Annotated in this window: 12 protein-coding genes and 1 tRNA gene; 6 read left to right on the top strand and 7 right to left on the bottom strand. The window is 48.1% G+C overall.

The window, feature by feature from the left end:
• Window positions 1–35 precede the first annotated feature (35 nt).
• Entirely contained in the window at window positions 36–665 is a 630-nt protein-coding gene (locus C3V43_RS13490) for a trimeric intracellular cation channel family protein (RefSeq protein ID WP_106070608.1), read from the bottom strand.
• Window positions 666–806: 141 nt separating this feature from the next.
• Between C3V43_RS13490 and C3V43_RS13485 the strand changes: the two genes are divergently transcribed.
• The 5 genes from C3V43_RS13485 to C3V43_RS13465 all read left to right on the top strand — a co-directional run bounded on the left by C3V43_RS13485 (window position 807) and on the right by C3V43_RS13465 (window position 8,246).
• Window positions 807–1,901, top strand: a complete 1,095-nt coding sequence (locus C3V43_RS13485; protein WP_106070607.1) for a UDP-N-acetyl glucosamine 2-epimerase — start codon at window positions 807–809, stop codon at window positions 1,899–1,901.
• Window positions 1,902–2,157: 256 nt separating this feature from the next.
• Window positions 2,158–4,743 (top strand): DUF5686 and carboxypeptidase-like regulatory domain-containing protein, encoded by a 2,586-nt coding sequence (locus C3V43_RS13480; RefSeq protein ID WP_106070202.1) that lies wholly within the window; start codon window positions 2,158–2,160, stop codon window positions 4,741–4,743.
• 6 nt (window positions 4,744–4,749) lie between these two features.
• Window positions 4,750–6,018: a replication-associated recombination protein A gene (locus C3V43_RS13475; protein WP_106070201.1), complete on the top strand. Its 1,269-nt coding sequence runs from the start codon at window positions 4,750–4,752 to the stop codon at window positions 6,016–6,018.
• 155 nt (window positions 6,019–6,173) lie between these two features.
• Window positions 6,174–7,127: a D-2-hydroxyacid dehydrogenase gene (locus C3V43_RS13470; protein ID WP_106070200.1), complete on the top strand. Its 954-nt coding sequence runs from the start codon at window positions 6,174–6,176 to the stop codon at window positions 7,125–7,127.
• Window positions 7,128–7,163: 36 nt separating this feature from the next.
• Window positions 7,164–8,246 (top strand): endonuclease/exonuclease/phosphatase family protein, encoded by a 1,083-nt coding sequence (locus C3V43_RS13465; protein ID WP_106070199.1) that lies wholly within the window; start codon window positions 7,164–7,166, stop codon window positions 8,244–8,246.
• Between the two features lie 111 nt (window positions 8,247–8,357).
• On the opposite strand, the gene C3V43_RS13460 is transcribed toward C3V43_RS13465, so the two are convergent.
• The 4 genes from C3V43_RS13460 to ettA form a co-directional block, all read right to left on the bottom strand.
• Window positions 8,358–10,031 (bottom strand): DNA/RNA non-specific endonuclease, encoded by a 1,674-nt coding sequence (locus C3V43_RS13460; protein ID WP_235655857.1) that lies wholly within the window; start codon window positions 10,029–10,031, stop codon window positions 8,358–8,360.
• 77 nt (window positions 10,032–10,108) lie between these two features.
• A complete protein-coding gene (locus tag C3V43_RS13455; protein WP_235655856.1) occupies window positions 10,109–11,428 on the bottom strand; it encodes a hypothetical protein in 1,320 nt (439 codons plus the stop codon).
• A 20-nt stretch (window positions 11,429–11,448) separates the two neighbouring features.
• The gene (locus C3V43_RS13450; RefSeq protein ID WP_106070198.1) at window positions 11,449–14,154 is read right to left on the bottom strand and encodes a TonB-dependent receptor; all 2,706 of its coding nucleotides are present in this window, start codon (window positions 14,152–14,154) and stop codon (window positions 11,449–11,451) included.
• Window positions 14,155–14,400: 246 nt separating this feature from the next.
• Entirely contained in the window at window positions 14,401–16,098 is a 1,698-nt protein-coding gene (ettA, locus tag C3V43_RS13445) for an energy-dependent translational throttle protein EttA (protein WP_106070197.1), read from the bottom strand.
• A 123-nt stretch (window positions 16,099–16,221) separates the two neighbouring features.
• Here ettA and C3V43_RS13440 point away from each other — a divergent pair.
• Window positions 16,222–16,297: transfer RNA gene (locus tag C3V43_RS13440), tRNA-Lys, on the top strand.
• A 372-nt stretch (window positions 16,298–16,669) separates the two neighbouring features.
• On the opposite strand, the gene C3V43_RS13435 is transcribed toward C3V43_RS13440, so the two are convergent.
• Complete coding sequence (locus tag C3V43_RS13435; protein ID WP_106070604.1) at window positions 16,670–18,874, bottom strand: alpha-galactosidase; 2,205 nt, start codon at window positions 18,872–18,874, stop codon at window positions 16,670–16,672.
• A gap of 144 nt (window positions 18,875–19,018) precedes the next feature.
• Window positions 19,019–19,780 carry an SDR family oxidoreductase gene (locus C3V43_RS13430; protein WP_106070196.1) on the bottom strand — a complete coding sequence of 254 codons (762 nt, stop codon included), beginning with the start codon at window positions 19,778–19,780 and terminating at the stop codon, window positions 19,019–19,021.
• Between the last annotated feature and the right edge of the window lie 183 nt (window positions 19,781–19,963).

Genomic DNA, 19,963 nt, shown 5'->3' with positions numbered 1-19,963 from the left:
TACTAAAAAGGTAAACAATGAAAGAGGAGCGATGATCATCGCTCCTCTTTTTCTCCCCCATGCCCCGACAAGGTGGGCAGACATATCTTGAATTTCACCGCCAATATGCGGACAATGAATACGGTGGTGCCCGCCATCACCTGACAAGCGTAGGATTGCATCCCCAGCGAATCGCAAAGCCAATAACACGTCCCGCCTACCACGCAGGCCATTGCATAAATCTCTTTTCTGAATATCAGCGGGATTTCATTGATGAAAACATCGCGTATCACACCTCCCGCCGCTCCGGTGATGCTGCCCATGATGATGGCCACCCAGAACGGATAGCCCACGGCAAGGCTCTTGCCTACACCCACCACGGTGAACAGAGCCAGTCCGATGCTGTCGAAAATGAAGAACGTATTGTGCAAATGGATGAGGTATTTCCCGAAAAGAATGACCCACAACAAAGCCAGACCGGTACAAATCAAATAAATGGGATCTGTCATCCAGCCCGGAGTGACATCGAGCAGCAGGTCGCGTATCGTACCGCCGCCAATGGCCGTCACAAAACCTACCACATAAGCACCAAACCAATCGAACCGCTTGGCCGAAGCCAGACGTATGCCGCTGATGGCAAACGCGAACGTACCGACAAAATCGAGAACCTGAACAAATGTAGGCATTGTCATACTGTATTTGAGATTTAGAATGAGTATTTAAAATTCCACTATTTTCAAGAAGTATTCAAAATTATGGGCAAAGTAACAAATAAATTCCCTAAGAAAACGTATTTTTGTTCCATCATTTTTTTCACCATTATGACAATGAAGATAACGATTGTATCGGGAGCACGTCCCAACTTCATGAAAATAGCTCCTATATGCCGTGCCATCGATGCGGCCAAAGAAGCCGGGAAAAACATCTCTTACCGCATAGTGTACACCGGACCGCAAGATGACACCAGCTTGGATGCCTCGCTCTTTTCCGACCTTGCCATGAAGCAGCCGGACGCCTACCTCGGTGTTTCGGGACGCGACCACTCCCAAGTGGCAGCCTCCATCATGTTGGCTTTCGAAAAAGAGCTGAACGCTCATCCCGCCCAGGTAGTACTGGTGGTAGACGACATGACCGCCACCATGAGCTGCTCCATCGTAGCCAAAAAACGCGGGCTGAAAGTGGCGCACGTCATAGCCGGAACACGTTCTTTCGACATGAACATGCCCCGTGAAGTGAATCGCACCATCGTAGATGCCATCTCCGATTATCTCTTCACTGCCGGCATGGTGGCGAACCGCAACCTTAACCAGGAGGGAATGATACCTGATTATATCCATTACGTGGGAAACATCTTGATCGATACCATCCGCTTCAACCGCCATCGCCTGATACAGCCAGTATGGTTCTCTACCCTCGGCTTGAAAAAAGGAGAGTACCTGTTGCTCACCCTGAACCGGCACGACCTGCTGGCCAAGAAAGCCGTGCTGCAATCTTTGCTGCAGACACTGCTTGAAAAAGCAGACGGCATGCCCATCGTGGCCCCGCTGCATCCATACGTGCAAAATGCCGTGAAATCATTGGAACTGAATGCCCCCAACCTGCACATACTGCCGCCGCAGAGCTATCTGCACTTCGGTTTCCTCATCAACCAAGCCAAAGGTATCGTCACCGATTCGGGCAACATCGCCGAAGAAGCCACTTTCCTCGACGTGCCCTGCATCACCCTAAACACCTATGCCGAACATCCGGAGACCTGGCGCATCGGAACGAACGAGCTGGTAGGCGAAAACTCCTTCGCTCTTTCCGCCTCGCTCCACAAACTGCTTCACGAAGGCTGGAAGCACACCACCCTGCCCGATCGATGGGACGGACGGACTGCGGAACGTATCGTACAGACTTTGCTGAACAAGGAGTCGGTTTAAAAATATCCGGAAAGAACAGGAACTGACGCTAATGGCACAGATGCAGAAGATCTGTGCCATTAGCGTCAATTGTATGTAGAAGCATCGCGCGGATGCCACGCAGGTATCATCCGCCAAGCCCCGACAGAGAAAAATTATGTAAAGTTAAGAAGCCGTAATGTCAAGATAATCATTTCATTAATCACTAATAACTTCTTTTTGCTTCTTGATTGGCAGTTATTTGCTAACTTTGCAGCCTGATTATTGTGTAACAAGTATGAAACATATATATATTATTTCCGCCCTTTTTCTGCTGTCCCTGTTCGCATGCGTACCTGCATCGGCACAGATAAAAGGCGTAGTTACAGACTCCCTCACCAACGAACCATTGATGTATATCACCGTACAATACGAGGGAAAAGGCGTGGGAGGCATCTCCAACGGCAATGGTGAATATCAGGTGGAAACCCGCAAAGGCTGGAATGAACTGACCTTCTCTGCCGTGGGATACATCACCAAGAAAGTGAAGTTTGAACCCGGAACCAAGGTACTGAACGTGAAGATGCTGGCAGACGACATCATGCTCTCCGAGGTAGTGGTAAAACCCAAGAAAGAGAAATACTCGCGCAAGAATAATCCGGCCGTGGAGTTCATGAAAAAGGTCATCGAGAACAAAAAAGCCCTGAAACTGGAGGAGAACGACTACTACCAATACCGGAAATACGAAAAGATGAAGATGTCTGTCAACGACATCACACCGGAGAAAATGGAGAAGGGCATCTACAAGAAGTTCTCCTTCTTCAAGGATCAGGTGGAGTTGTCGCCTAAGACCAACAAGATGATCCTCCCCATCTCCGTAAAGGAAACAGCCGGCAAGACCATTTACCGCAAAGACCCCAAGAGCGAAAAGACCATCATCGAGGGTATGAACTCCACCGGCATCGAAGAATTCTTCAGTACCGGAGACATGCTGGGAACCATCCTGTCGGAAGTGTTTTGCGACATCAACATCTATGATGACGACATCCGTCTGATGCGGAGACGCTTCGTCAGCCCCATCGGCAAAGGAGCCATCAGCTTCTACAAATACTACCTGATGGACACGCTTATGGTGGACAAGCAAGAGTGCGTGCACCTTACTTTTGTTCCGCAAAACCCGCAGGATTTTGGCTTTACAGGACACCTGTACGTGGTGAAGGACTCTACCTATGCCGTGAAGAAATGCACCATGAACCTGCCCAAGAAGACGGGGGTGAACTTTGTGGAGAACCTCGACATCGTTCAGGAATTTGAGCAACTGCCGGACAATAACTGGGTGTTGACCGACGACGACATGACCGTGGAACTCAAATTCGTGAAAGGCATCCAAGGCCTGGAAGTACAGCGTACCACCAAATACTCCGACTACTCATTCCAAGAGATAGAACCTCGCCTCTTCCGCTTGAAAGGAAGCGTCATCAAGGAAGCGAACATGCTTGCCAAAAGTGATGAATATTGGGCAAAAGTACGCCAAGTGCCACTCACCAAGAAAGAGAGTACCATGGACGTATTCATGAACCGCATCGAACAGATACCGGGCTTCAAATACGTGATATTCGGAGCCAAAGCCCTGATAGAGAACTTCGTGGAGACGGGTACCAAGAATCATCCCAGCAAGTTCGACCTCGGCCCCATCAACACCATGATCACAAGCAACTATGTGAACGGCACGCGTTTCCGTCTGAGCGGCATGAGCACCGGAAAGCTCCACCCCCACTGGCTCTTCAGCGGATACGGAGCCTATGGTACCAAGGACAAGAAATGGTTCTATTCCGGCGAGGCGGCCTACTCTTTCAACAAGCGCGAACATGTGTTGTGGGAGTTCCCGAAACATCACATTGCCTTTAAATATACCTACGATGTGATGTCGCCGATGGACAAGTATCTTGCCACCGACAAAGACAACGTATTCGTGGGCTGGAAGTGGACTACGGTGGACCAGATGTCGTACATGCGCGACGCCACCCTGCACTACGAACTGGAGACCAACACCGGATTCTCCGTCCATGCCATGGCACGCCATCGCAACGACCAGCCTGCCGGTATCCTGCAATATTGGAAGAACGATGGAAGGATGCCCGGCGTAAGGGGTGACAACAATACGCTCGTGCGCGACATCACCACAGCCGAACTCGGCGTAACGCTGCGCTATGCTCCGGGAGAAACATTCGTCAACACCAAACAGCGCCGCGTTCCCATATCATTGGATGCTCCGATATTCAGCATCTCGCACACGGCCGGCTTCAAAGGCGTGCTTGGAGGCGAGTATAACTTCAATATGACAGAGGCGAGTGTCCGCAAACGTTTCTGGCTCGGTGCATGGGGTAAGATAGACATCACCGCCCGTGCCGGTGCACAGTGGAACACCGTTCCCTTCCTCTTGCTGAATCTGCCGATGGCCAACCTTTCGTACATCACGCAGCACAACGAATCGTTCAACCTTATCAACAACATGGAGTTCCTGAACGACCGCTACGCTTCGCTCGCCCTGACCTACGACATGAACGGAAAGCTCTTCAACCGTCTTCCGCTCATCAAGAAACTGAAGTGGCGCGAAACATTCCGTGTACGCGGTCTGTGGGGAACATTGACGGATAAGAACAATCCGTACAAGAGCGATAATGCCGACTTGTTCCTCTTCCCCACGCGCAACGGCATACCTACCAGCTATGTCATGGGTAAGACGCCTTACATAGAAGCCAGCGTGGGGGTGTACAACATCTTCAAGCTGCTGCACATCGAATATGTACGCCGACTGACGTACACAGACCTTCCCGGCGTGAAGAAAGACGGAATACGTTTTATGATCATGATGATATTTTAAACGACCATGCAACCTTTAGCGGAGAGGCTACGCCCTAAATCATTGGATGAATACATCGGCCAGAAACACTTGGTGGGGCCGGGTGCCGTGCTGCGCAAGATGATTGATGCAGGCCGTATCTCTTCGTTCATCCTGTGGGGACCTCCGGGAGTGGGAAAGACCACGCTTGCGCAAATCATCGCCAACCAACTGGAGACGCCTTTCTATACGCTCAGTGCCGTGACCAGTGGCGTGAAAGATGTGCGCGAAGTGATAGATCGTGCCAAGAACAACCGCTTTTTCTCACAGGCAAGCCCCATTCTCTTCATCGACGAAATACACCGTTTCAGCAAGTCGCAACAAGATTCACTCTTGGGAGCGGTGGAACAAGGAACGGTGACGCTGATAGGAGCCACCACGGAGAATCCTTCGTTCGAAGTAATCCGCCCGTTGTTGTCGCGTTGCCAGCTCTACGTACTGAAATCGCTTGAAAAAGACGACCTGACCGAGCTATTGCAACGAGCCATTACCACCGATTCCATACTGAAGGAGCGGAAAATAGAGCTGAAAGAGACCACCGCCATGTTCCGCTTCAGTGGAGGAGACGCCCGCAAACTGCTGAATATTCTCGAACTGGTGGTAGATTCCGAAACCGAAGACCCTGTTGTCATCACCGACAGGTTAGTGACCGAACGTCTGCAACAGAATCCCCTGGCCTACGACAAGGATGGAGAAATGCACTACGACATCATCTCCGCTTTCATCAAATCCATCCGTGGCAGCGATCCCGACGGTGCCATCTACTGGCTGGCACGTATGGTCGAAGGCGGTGAAGACCCGGCTTTCATAGCCCGCCGCCTTGTCATCTCCGCCTCCGAAGACATCGGTTTGGCAAATCCCAATGCGTTGCTGCTTGCCAATGCTTGTTTCGATGCGGTGATGAAACTGGGCTGGCCCGAAGGACGCATCCCGCTGGCAGAGGCCACGATATACCTTGCCACCAGCCCGAAGAGCAATTCGGCTTATATGGCGATAGACAATGCGCTGCAATTGGTGTGCGAGACCGGCAACCTGCCCGTGCCCCTGCATCTGCGCAACGCCCCCACCAAACTGATGAAGCAATTGGGCTATGGCGACAACTACAAATATGCCCACGACTACCCCGGAAACTTCATCAAACAACAATTCCTGCCGGACGAACTGAAAGACCGACGCATCTGGGAACCACAACTCAATGCCGCCGAACAGAAACACAAAGAACGGATGCAGCAGCTGTGGGGAAAAGAAAGGTTTTAAGAAGAAGCCTGCCCGGATGGAGAAAGCTCTTCGGGAAGAAAATACAAACAAGCGCTGAAGTATGTTTGCAAACTTAGTTTTCTTTAAAAAGAAAATCAAACAAATTTCTAAATCTTTTCTTTAAATTTGCACAAAAACAAAAAGAAAGAATCAATATGAAGATAGTAGTACTGGACGGCTATGCCGCCAATCCCGGAGATCTTTGTTGGGACGAATTGCACGCTTTGGGTGATTGTACGATTTACGATCGCACCGCTCCCGTTGAAGTAGTGGAACGAGCTGCCGATGCGGAAATTCTGCTCACGAACAAGACCGTGATCACAGCCGAGCACATGCCCCGGTTGCCCGAACTGAAATACATCGGCGTACTTGCCACCGGATATAACATTGTGGATACCATCGCTGCCAAAGAGCGCGGCATCGTTGTCACCAACATCCCTGCTTATAGCACCGACTCGGTGGCGCAGATGGTGTTCGCCCACATCCTGAACATTACCCAACAGGTGCAATATCACTCCGAAGAGGTGCGCAAAGGCCGCTGGACGCAGAGTAAGGACTTCTGTTTCTGGGACACACCGCTCATTGAGCTGCGTGGAAAAAAGCTGGGCATCGTAGGGCTGGGACATACCGGCTACACCACTGCCCGCATCGCCATCGGGTTCGGCATGAAGGTATGTGCCTACACTTCCAAGACAAACTTCCAACTCCCTCCCGAAATCCGTAAAATGGAGCTGGATGAACTTTTCCGCGAATGCGACATCATCAGTCTCCATTGCCCCCTCAATGACTCCACCCGCGAGATGGTCAATGCCGAACGGCTCCGCATGATGAAACCTACCGCCATCCTCATCAACACCGGACGCGGTCCGCTCGTCCATGAGCAAGACCTGGCCAATGCCCTGAACAGCGGAATCATCTATGCCGCCGGTGTGGACGTACTATCCGAAGAACCGCCCCGTGCCGACAACCTGCTGCTTACTGCCAAGAACTGCTACATCACTCCGCACATAGCATGGGCCAGTACCGCCGCACGCGAGCGCCTCATGCAAATCATGCTGGAGAATATCAAGGCCTATCAAGAAGGAAAACCGGTGAACGTGGTGAAGTAAAACAAATATCGAACAAGCTCTCTACAAATACGCAACATGGGAAAATCTGCCGTTAAAGGACTTTTTTATTTTTGTTTGGTAGCTGCCACTTTAGTGCTGGCTGCCCTCACCATAGCCGCCGGGAAATCGGGGAGCGTAAATCCCACGGAATCCGTCATCATGCCCTTGCTGGGACTGGCCTTACCGGTGCTGCTGATCATCAACCTGATAGTGGCGATATGCTGGGCAATGGCGCACCGATTCTGGGCTTTGGTTCCACTGATAGCCATCGGATTCAACTGGCCTTATTTCACCTCGGTCATCCAGTTCAATGCCGACAAGGAGAAAACGCCGGACGGCAAGTATCTGAAGATTGCCACCTACAACGTACATGGCTTCGGCTACGAGGTGACAGGCTACTCTTGTAAAGAGATAGCACGCATCATGGATCAAGAAGGAGTAGACGTGCTTTGCTTTCAGGAGTTTGGCGACAACGAATACTTCCCGATGGACAGCATCTGCAAAACGCTGTCGCACTGGCCGCACATTCTTATGGCAAACAACGACTCTACCCAAAACGTACTCCCCATGGCCATATTCAGCCGCTACCCGCTCATTGACCGGCAGCTCATCACCTATCGGGAAAGTTCTAACGGCAGCATGATGTGCGACATCGTGGCGGGTGAAGACACCATCCGTCTGATAAACAATCACCTGCAAACTACCAATGTGAACCAGAAACGACACAAATGGCAACAGGAGATAGGAGTGGCCGACACACGCCGCGAGATGCATGCGGCAAAAGATGCCGCACTGACCCTGCACGGCAACTTCGTGAAACGTGCGGAACAGACGCAAATCATCGGCCAGCATGCCAAAGAAAGCCCCTACCCCATATTGGTATGCGGTGACTTCAACTCACTTCCGTCGTCGTACACCTACCATTACCTGACCGGTTTTCTGGAAGACGGTTTCCGCAGTGCCGGATACGGTTACATGCACACCTACCGCTATGGCAAAGGCCTGCTGCGCATCGACTATATTTTCCACTCCCCTACACTGAAAGGTATCGACTACTACTCGCTCAACCTGGAATTGTGCAGCGACCACAATCCGGTGATTATGGAAGTGGAGTACTAATAAAAAGCCGGGCATGAGAACTCCTCAAAGTTCATGCCCGGCTCTTTCTTTTAAAATCTAACGTCTAAACCTAAAGTCTGACAACAATGTCTCCGCATTGTCTCAGCTATTCTACCAAGCCCAATCGGTCAGGCTATATGCTTCCTCCACCTTCTTCTCGATGTCATCCGGCAGATTACAGAAGAAGTCAAGATCGGTTTTCTGTTCCAGCACGTCAATGCTGACCACATACTGCTTCAGTACATCGGCTGAAACATTGTCACCATATTTGTAGCCATAATCATCCCGATGCTCTATCCAGAAACCAATGGCATAAAACGAACCGTTTTTCTCGCCCAATACGGCCATATAGTAGAATTTTGGGCAAGCCAATCCGTGTATGGTACGACCCTTTTCATCGGTTTTCGGAATAATGCCGTCCTGTCCTTTTTTCTCACCGGTATAGTTCACAAGCAGTTGGTTCAGAGCTCCACCTTTGGTCACATACAGTTTATCAAAGGATGTTCTTCCCCACTTTCTGACACGATTCTCGAATGCCGCCCAGAATCCGCCATTGAAAGAATTGAACTGCGGACTCATGTTACTATAATAGAATGTCTGCTCATTAGCTTCTTTAGAATATACCCTATCCTCGGACGCGCAGAGATGTCCTTTATCAAACCCGTCACTCTTATGAGATTCATTATCCACTTGCATCTCTTTGGGGAGTTGCGGATCCACATCCCAAGCATCAGTACGGCTCACGTTATCCTGTTTCGTAGTCTTATCGAAAACAAAAGCGACCCATGCCGAATGCTTCATGGCATCGTTCCACTCCAACGCATAATTGAAGACGGTCTGATTATTGACCGACACGGTATGCTCCACATAGTAATTAGCGGAATTGAGGTGCGGAATGGAATAATCGGTCACATAGGCTCTGCCTTCCGTTGCCACATTTGCATTCTCATTCACAATCGTCTCGTGCGAAGAGAGTAGATATTCCACCCCTACATCATCACCGTCAATATAGGCAACACGAAGCTTGAGAAAGACATGCTCCTGTGGCGTGGTGTAACGTACCCAATAGGCGGAATTCCCTGTAATCGGTGCAGTGGTTCTCCACTCCGTCACCGCAGAAACAGCCGGGAGATTCGAGAGTTTAGACACTCCGTCGTACTTTGCAAAACTATAATTCACCCCTTTAAGCTCTTTATTTCCGATAAGGATTCTTGATGCAAGCCCTTCGGGCAATAATCCCTCAGCAGTTGCACCACCGCCAGCATAGCCTTTCAGCACAAAAGCCTTGGCACCTGATTCCGTAAGCTCAATAGAGTTTATATCCGGACGTTTTTGCATGGAGGCTACCTTATACTCCACTCCAACCTTGTTCCCGTCAATATACGCCACGCGAAGCTTGACATAACCGTAATAGGAAGCCGTGACATAGCGCACCCATGCCGTTACTCCTTCCGTAAGTTCCAATGTCTCTCTCCAGTCTGAAACCGTAGAGAAATCCGGCATCGCGTCCAAACGCTCCACCTTGCTGCAAACGGCAAAGGTATAATCGGTGCCGCACAACTTCCGGTCCTTGATATATACCGGCGTGGCGAAACCTTCGGGTTGCAACATGCCCCCGGCGGTAACATTATCCAAATATCCCAGCATGACCAATTTCGCAGAGCCAACCTCCGTACTTTCAATGACTTTTTCCTTTGGAAGTGGAATATCCGGTTCGTCCGACGAACCACATCCTACAAGCAAAGCAGAAACCAGCCAAAACAATATCTTAAACATCTTCTTCATATTCATTTTATCTTTTTAGAAAAAAAGGGAGCAGCGTAAAATGCTACTCCCTTTCGCTGATTAATAAGTCCGTTTTTTTAGCGCTTCACAGGCCCGGCTGTCTTTTCAAACTTCTTCGTTTCTTCGTTGTACATGAACGACATGCCATAAAGACCGTCGCCACGTCCGCCATATACCTTATATACAGCAATGTAGCTGATTCCCGAATCCGGAGTATCCACCCAAGAAGGAAGTAATATGTTTGCAATGCCCTCGGCCATACGGTCGTCCATGATTGCCTGCACCTCTTCGTCTGACTTACCTGTCAGATAACCGTCAACATTATAATAGTTTTTCCACGTATTATATTTATTGTTGATGTTATTGTATTTGCTTGAAGAACCAAAATAATATTCCTCCTGCGCTGCATTCTGAGTACTCAAGAAAGCAGGCTTATTAGCAGTTACCCAAGCAACTAAAGCTTGATAATCAGCTTCGGCCATAGTAATAACCTTTGTACCTCCCAATAATCTGACAATGTTCCAAGTTGCACCGTCATAGGTCAATTCGGCAATCTTCGTTGATACGGTCAGCACTTCTGCAAACGGGTCGTAAGCAGTCCATACATTGCCATCAAATTTATACAGAGCCGTCTTTACTGTTGTTTTCTTATCAGCATAAAACTTATAAGAAATCTCACAAGTAGCCCCCGACTTTGTATAAGGGAAAGCCTTTCTCAAGAAGATGGGCAGATAGAAATTGATATCCATATTGGCATCAAAGTTCTTGTATTTGCCCGGCTCTCCTTTTTCGGTACCCATGGAAACATAATCATCATCAGACAAGGTATATTTCTTGTCAGGAGTGAAGCTGCTGTATACATTCCAACCGGCAGCAGTCTTCTGATATACCTTTACCAAAATGGAAACAGATCCAGCATAATATTTATAAGAAATGCCAACAATCTTGCCCACCGCCAAATCGGCGAACTTAGTCTCACAGAAAGCTTTGAGATAAGTATCTATATCCATGCTGGAATCGAAGTTATCATACTTGCCCGGCTGCCCCTTTTCAGTGCCCATGGCATCATAATCTTCGGTAGTCAATGTATATTCTACATCCGTTTTCACCTCTTCAAAATCCTTGGTGATATCACCGTAGTTCACGCTGACCTTGGCTGAAGAACCTTTATCACAATAAGGGAACTTAGCTTTCAACATGGCATTCAAAGCGTTCTGCAAAGAAGCTTTGTCGGTAAAATAGCCTTCACCGGGATAGTTGCCGGTAAATTCTCCTTCATATTGGGCAACATCGGTTATCTTGATATCATTATAACCTTCAAAGTTGTCTTCATTATAATCGCATCCGGTCAGCATGGCTATCGCCGCAAACATAGACGCCCAAATATATTTCTTCATAATTGTCATATCTCCCTCTTTTAGAAATTTACTTTAAGCTTTAAAGACATATTACGTCCGAAACCGTAGAACACACGGTAAGCAGTTTTCCATGTATGGTCACCGCCATCGAATGCAGAGTTGATATACTCTTGGTTGAACAGGTTCTCGATGTTACCTGAAAGAGTAGTTTTCAATCCGGCAATTTCAAAAGCATAGCTTCCGCTGAAATCAACAGTAGAGTAAGAAGGAATACGCCAAGGAGTCTCATAGATTTTCTCTCCTCCAAGGGAAATGTCGTTACTCTGTACGGCATAGTCGGCATAGTTGCGACCATAGAAATTCCAATCAAGACTCAAGCGCAGGCCTTTCATCGGAAATAGATTGACGCCAATGGCTGCCGTGGTCTGTGCAGATCCACCTTCCATTACGTTTTTCTGACCGACCAGCATCGTTGCATGATCTTCGGCGCCGATACCAGAAGCCACTTTAAAGTTTTTGGTCATAGGCTGTCCGCCTGAGTTGTAGAAATAACCCACCGGATTATTTGTCCAACGCCAATCGCCGACAGACAACATACCGGTAAAGTTCACCCATGTTGCGGGTTTATAATTCATCTCCAACTCAACACCTTGGTGAGTAGAGTTCACACCTTGCATATTCACCATGGCACGGTCCAGATTGCCATCAGCATCTGTATAATCGAAAGAACGAGCCATTGTCTTATCTTTCCATATAGTATGGTAAGCATTCAAGTTGGCTGTAAATATGCGAGAACGGTATCCGTAGCCCACTTCAAAGCTCAACACTTTTTCGTTCACGGCATCCTTGTTCACGGCATTGCTCACCGTAGAAGAAAGGAATGCACCGCCGGAGAAGTAAGGAGCACGGCTGATGTAGCCTACATTGGCAAATACATTGTTGTGTTCGTCCAAGTTATAGTTGGCACCGCCCTTGATCGTAAAGCCCAACTTATTTACTTTATCCGATTTAGCATGAGCCTCATCATAATAGAAACGGTCGTAACGCCATTGGCTTACTTCGCTGATAGAACCGGAAACAAAAGCTGTCAGCTTGTCGTTGTCATATTCAGCCTGACCGAACACACCGCCCTGCAATACGTGTCCATCGTAATCGCGATATACAACATCGCCTACAGTAAGTTTTTTATAGTTAAAGGCATCAGTGCCCGCTCCGGCAAAATTTGCAGCCTTCACATTCTTACGATAACGGTCGATGTAATAAGAGCCGTTATAAAGATCGATGATTTCATTGGTATGTGTACCGATGTAGTAACGGGCGTCAATGCCGATATAGAAGTTGATCTGGTCGTTCAGTTCTTTCGTATAAGTAGAAAGCAAACCATACCATTTATGCAGGTTTTTCGATGTGGACATCACCATCTGCGAACCGCTTGTGCTTTGTTCGTTCATTTCCTGAATCTTATCATAAGCAAATGTCCCGTCCGCATTGCGGAATGTGGTACTCAGGACACCGTCCGAACTGCCATACCATGCACTGGAATAAGCGCTGGTGCCTTGACCGCTATAGCCATATCCATCACCGATGGATATATAGAGCATACTGTTCAAAGAAGATTTACTGTCAATCTGCCAAGAGTGATTGAACTGTATCTGAGGCTTATGATATTTGTTGCGGGCAGAAGTCTTGCGTTCGCCATTCTTACCGAAACCATAAGTGGGGTTGTAACGATATTGTTCGCCCGGCTGCATGTACTTCTGTACTTGTTGCCATCCTTCGATGGTCAATCCGTCATAGTTACTACGTTGGTTGTGCCATTGCGGAGCACCAAAAGCAGTCAAAGACACCTGATGATTGTCTCCTAAACGTTTGGCAAGGCTGGCAAAATAAGTGTAGCCTTCAAATTCGGTACCTTGCACATAACCGTCTCCCCAAGACTTACCACCCAAAAGGGTAAATGCCCAACCATCTTTCGTTAAACCGGAAGAAACACTGAACAACACCTTATTATATCCATCATTACCTACGGCATAGCTGGCAAATCCACCTTTCTTGGCATCTGTGGCTTTGGTCACGATATTGATAGAACCACCTACCGAAGGAGCAGATACTTTGGATGCACCTAAACCGCGCTGATACTGCACGTTGCTTGATACGTCGGTCAAACCGGCCCAGTTGCTCCAATAAACGCCTCCCCACTCCATGTCGTTCATGGGGGCACCGTTTACCAATACAGCCACGTTCTCCGACTTAAAACCGCGAATGTTCACTTTGGAGTCTCCAAAACCACCACCGCCACGACTAACGTACACACCGGGAGAAGACTTCAATATTTGCGGAAAGTCTGCCGTACCGATACGCTCTTCAATATAAGAAGGAGCAATGGTCGACATAGCTACCGGAGTTTTACGGGCAATAGCCTGAGAGGTGATTATCACGTCGTTCAATGCTACTGCATCCGCATACATCTGAACCGCTCCCAAATCCACCGTACCTCCTTTTTGGGCAATTTTCTTCTGGAGGTCTTTATAGCCTACGTACTTGAATAATAATGTGCCATTTGGGGCCACATCTTGTTTGAAATAACCGTCAATGTCAGTCACTGTTCCCTGAGCAGTACCTACTACCATTACGGCAGCTCCTACCAACGGTTCACCCGTTTCTGCATCAACAAGTTGACCTTTCACTGTGGTCTGGGCAGATGCTACGGCACTGAATGCCGACAATACGGCCACCAACAGGAAATGAATTAGATGTCTTCTCATAATTCTTTGTTTTGTTAATAGATAGTGTTAATTAAATATTAAATTCTGTTTCAAGTCGCAAATATAAAAAATTAAAGTCAGATATATATTACGTTTATGCTACCTTTTTTTACATAAAGAAAGTTTCTTTGAATCTTTCTTTAAACAGATTGAAGAACAGCATTATATAAAAAAGCTCCGCCTTTCAAGGCAGAGCTTTCTATCTTTTCTCTAATAGAGCAATAAGCTTTCAAATCGAAACAGGAATCAATCTGCAACCAATTTTCTGTAACGCACGCGTGTAGGTTCTTCCTTACCTAATCGTTTCTGTTTATTTTCCTCATATTCGGAATAAGAACCTTCAAAGAAGAATACGTTGGAGTCTCCCTCAAAAGCAAGGATGTGTGTACAGATACGGTCGAGGAACCAACGGTCGTGGCTGATGACTACGGCACAACCTGCAAAGTCCTCCAAACCTTCTTCGAGGGCACGAAGCGTATTCACGTCAATGTCATTGGTGGGCTCGTCGAGAAGCAGCACATTGCCTTCTTCTTTCAAGCAAAGAGCCAAATGCAAGCGATTACGCTCACCGCCCGAAAGCACTCCGCAGAGTTTCTCCTGATCGGCTCCTGAGAAGTTGAAACGCGACAAGTAGGCACGTGCGTTGATGTCGCGTCCGCCCATGCGAATCAAATCGTTGCCTCCGGAAATCACCTGATACACGCTCTTGTTGGGGTCGATATCCTTGTGTTGCTGATCCACATAAGCCACCTTAACGGTCTCTCCTACCTCAAACTCGCCTTTATCCGCTTTCTCCAAGCCCATGATAAGACGGAAGAGCGTTGTCTTACCGGCCCCATTAGGACCAATAATGCCCACAATGCCATTGGGGGGAAGCATAAAGTTAAGGTCGTCAAACAGCAGCTTCTCTCCGAACGCTTTTGCCACATGCTTGGCTTCAATCACCTTGTTGCCCAAACGAGGACCGTTCGGTATGAATATTTCAAGTTTTTCTTCTTTTTCCTTCACATCCTCATTCAGCAGCTTGTCATAAGAGTTCAAGCGAGCCTTTCCCTTAGCCTGACGGGCTTTAGGAGCCATACGTACCCACTCCAGCTCGCGCTCCAACGTTTTGCGACGCTTGCTTGCCGTCTTTTCCTCCATCTCCATACGCTTGGTCTTCTGCTCCAACCAACCGGAATAGTTTCCCTTCCAAGGAATGCCTTCGCCACGATCCAGCTCAAGAATCCATCCGGCCACATGATCAAGGAAGTAACGGTCGTGAGTCACGGCAATTACCGTACCTTCGTATTGCTGCAAATGCTGTTCCAACCAGTCGATGGATTCCGCATCGAGGTGGTTGGTGGGTTCGTCGAGCAGAAGCACATCAGGTTTCTGCAACAACAAGCGGCAGAGGGCCACACGGCGACGTTCACCTCCTGAGAGGTGTTCCACCGACTGGTCTTCGGGCGGACAACGCAAAGCATCCATCGCACGTTCCAGTTTGCTGTCGAGGTTCCATGCATCGGTAGCATCTATAATATCCTGCAACTCGGCCTGACGGGCGAAGAGTTTATCCATCTTGTCCTGATCCTCGTAATACTCCGGCAAACCGAACTTCTGATTGATTTCTTCATATTCCGTCAGCGCATCCACAATGGGTTGCACACCTTCCATTACAACTTCTTTCACTGTTTTTGCAGGGTCAAGATACGGTTCCTGCGCAAGATATCCCACGGAATATCCCGGTGAGAACACCACTTCGCCTTGATAAGATTTATCCAGACCGGCGATAATCTTCAGCAAGGTTGACTTACCCGAACCGTTCAAACCGATAATACCTATTTTTGCTCCGTAGAAGAATGAGAGGTATATGTTCTTCAACACCTGCTTGTTATTCTGCTGGATGGTCTTGTTCAGTCCCACCATAGAAAAGATGATTTTCTTATCGTCTACTGTTGCCATGTATTCTAAAAAAATAATTAGTGATTAATGATCAGTGGGCAAAGATATGAAAAAAAACGAAATTCCTTTGTTCCTTCCGAAAAAGTATCTATCTTTGCACCCGCTTAACAGCAATCAAGGTTTGATTCGCTAGCTCAGCAGGTAGAGCACAACACTTTTAATGTTGGGGTCCTGGGTTCGAGCCCCAGGCGGATCACCAGAGAATCAGAGAGTTACATTAATGCAACTCTCTTTTTTTATGCCTAAATTGCGTCGGTTTACATAATTCAGTTAAACCGAGAGTTAAACCAAGATACCGCCCCTAAAAGTATGTAAATACCTTTTATTCAAACATTTGATTATATCTTAGTTGAGTTCTCCATAAGATTATCCATATACTTATTCATAAAATAAGAATGAGTTCCTCACTGTTTTCAACTCTTTTGCCAAGCAGCTAAATCGAGAATTTGAGCGATTGAATTTTGCATACCGTATAATAAAGAATGAAATTGCAGAAGTATTTCCGAAAAAAGAGATGATAACAAAAGAAAATGGTTGGAGGCATTTTGATACAACCTCCAACCATTTTTTATTACTTCATCTCTTCCAAATAGAGCATACGGCTTGAATAATCGTTCTGTTTGTGATAATCCACCCTGTGGCTATAAGGAATTTCCAATCCATTTGTCATAAGATAAGCACCACTGAAAACTTTTCCTTCAAAGTTCAAAGGCACATTGTCTATGCGATTCAGCTCGTGCACCTTGTAGTACTTGTCGGGGCAAAGGCCGGCCATCTTCACACGTGGCAGGTGCTGATTGCAGAAATGCTCGGTTTTCCACCAATAGAAGACCGCCTTATCTTTTTGGGGCGCAACATACATCAGCGAGGCCACACCCTTATTGTCATAAGGTGATATCAGGCGATAAATATCCCCCATCTGCACAACGGGACGGATGGTTTTATACTCGGCAATGGCATTCTTGCAAAGCGCTTTCTCGCCTTCCGTCATGTTTTTGGGTTGAATCTCCATGCCCAAACGACCACTCATTGCCACATCGATGCGATATTTCAGAGGGATGGTGCGGAACGTCTGGTGATTGGGAGCGGCACTTATGTGCGAAGCCATGGCGATGGCGGGGAAGAAATAAGAAGTACCCCATTGCATATAGACACGTTGCAGGGCATCGGTATTATCGCTTACCCAGAACTCGTCGAAATAGGGCAGAACACCATAATTGGCACGGCCGCCGCCACTGGCACAAGCCTGAATGGTGAGGTCGGGATATTTGCTGCGGATGCGTTGGCAAACTTTCTCGAAGCCACGATGATATTCTATGTACAGATGACTCTGATTGTCTTTCGTCAAATATTGAGAACCATGATTCATGATGGACATGTTGGCATCCCACTTGATGTAGTCTATGGCAGGATAAGCCGTCATCAGATCGTCCACAACCTTAAAGATGTAGTCCTGCACGGCAGGGTTGGCAAGGTCGAGGACTACTTGCGTGCCGCCTCGCCCCAATACAAGGTCCCGTTCGGGAGCCTTGATGACCCATTCGGGGTGCTGCTCATAGAGTTCGCTGACGGTATTCGCCATTTCAGGCTCAATCCAGATGCCAAACTTGATGCCGTGCTTCTTGGCATCCGCCAACAGCCCGTCGATGCCTTTAGGAAGTTTGCTCTTATCCACTGTCCAATCGCCCAATGAAGAGCTGTCGTTCTTACGGGGATATTTGTCGCCAAACCATCCGTCGTCCATAACGAAAAGTTCGCCACCCATGGAAGCAATGTCTGCCATCATCTGATCCATACCTTCTTGATTGATATCAAAATAGACTCCCTCCCAACTGTTCAACAGAATCTTACGGGGTGTGGTGCCGTGGGCCAGCTTATGCAGGCGTGCCCAACGATGGAAATTACGGCTACCGCCGCTCAAACCTTCACTGCTGTATGTAAGAGCCAGTTCGGGGGTACGGAAAAGTTCGTCTTTCTTTAATGTATAGGCAGAGTTTTCCTCATTGATACCGGCAAAGAAATGGTGATACCCGTCGTCGTGAGTGTCAATGCGGAGTTTGTAATTTCCGCTGTAACAAAGAGCCGCACCGATCACGTTACCGGCATTCTCCTGCGGTCTGCCGTCCAGCGAGAACATCACTTCGGCATGCGATGTGTGCGAGTTGCGCACACCGTCCTTATTCTTGATAACCTTCATTCCTGATGCCAAAGGTTCTTGAGACACTCGCCCCTCATTGCCCCACGATCCATACAGATGGGACAACCACACCTCACCGCGACGGATGGGCAGATAGGCGGAAGCAAACTGATTGAGCACCACGGGCTTTTTCTCCTGATGAGAAATCTCCGTCCAAGCCTCGATTACATCGGCATCTTGCCAAGCCCGATAGCAGACGTTGACAAAGAAAGGATACACCTTGTCTTTCAGCGAAACAACTGTCGTCACAGCATTGTTTTCTTCAGAAGCAGTGACTTTCAGCACTTGCAGTTGCAACGTCATATTGCCATCGGCATGCTTCACTGCGAGAGCGGTTTCCGTAGGGCAATTCATACCATACTCCGGATAAGCCGTATGCTTCGATTCCACAGTTTCGAGGTTCTGCATATCCACGTCAGAGAGTTTGCTGCCATAATACAAGTACTCCAGTTTTCCACCCTCCGACGCAGAGAGCACCAAAGAAGTTTTCGGAGTAGATACATACACGTTTTGGGCAAACAAGCCGCCGGTCAGCAGCAGTGCTCCCAGAAAGAGATTGGTTCGTTTCTTGAAATCCATGTTTTTCTTGTTTTTTAGATTGATTTGTTTAGTCGTGACAAAGATAAAATTTCTCACCAAGACGAAATAGTATTGTTTTATCTTATTCTCGTACTACTTTATCGTTCGCTACGAAAATCTGCCTCCCAACGAAAAACTTCCGTCTCACTTCCGGCTGACGATCGTTCCCGTGGCCTGATTGGTCGGCATCACCAGCACTTCGGCAATCTGAATATGTTGAGGCACGGCAGCCGCAAAATAAACCACCTCGGCAATATCGTCACCGCTGAGCGGACGGATTCCCTTATACACGTTATCGGCGGCTTCTTTATTACCCCGGAAGCGTACGACGGAAAAATTCGTCTCCACCAATCCGGGCTTGATGTTCGTCACACGAACGGGAGTATCCACCAAGTCGATGCGCAATCCGTCCGACAAGGCTTTGACGGCAGCTTTACAAGCACAATACACGCTTCCGCCGGGATAAGCATAATCACCGGCAATGGAGCCCATATTGATGACATGCCCGCGTCCCCGTTCCACCATGCCGGGCACTACCAAGCGGGTCATGGCAAGCAAGGCTTTCACATCGGTGTCAATCACCACATCCCATTCGTCCAGATTTCCTTCGTGTTCCTTGTCCACCCCGATCACCAAGCCGGCGTTGTTTATCAACACATCTATCTCTTTCCAGTCGCCGGGCAAAGCGTTCAACGCCGCTTCGGCCACCTCCCTGTCGCGCACGTCGAAAGAGAGTAAAAGTACCTCTGCCCGGTATTTTTCTTCCAATTCTTGCTTTACCGCTTTCAGTTTCTCCAGATTTCGACCGTTGAGAATCAGCCGATACCCGTTCATGGCAAATTTGCGTGCACAGCCCTCTCCTATACCCGAAGAGGCACCTGTGATAAGTACTGTTTTCTTTTCCATACCATTATTGTTTTTTCTGCTGATTGCAAAAGTATCATTAATTTGCGAGTTGCAGGATATTATCTCCGGTTATTTTCAAATCCTTCAGCCGCACCTCTCCTCCTTACTTTCGTTCCTAAACGAGGTGATGGGTACTCTGCTCTGCCCCAATCCCTCATGGAAGGGTTCAAACGCGACAGTACT

The organism is Prevotella heparinolytica (assembly GCF_002998535.1).
In the GTDB taxonomy this organism is placed as follows: Bacteria; Bacteroidota; Bacteroidia; order Bacteroidales; family Bacteroidaceae; genus Bacteroides; species Bacteroides heparinolyticus.
This window is presented reverse-complemented; position numbering and strand designations above follow the sequence as displayed.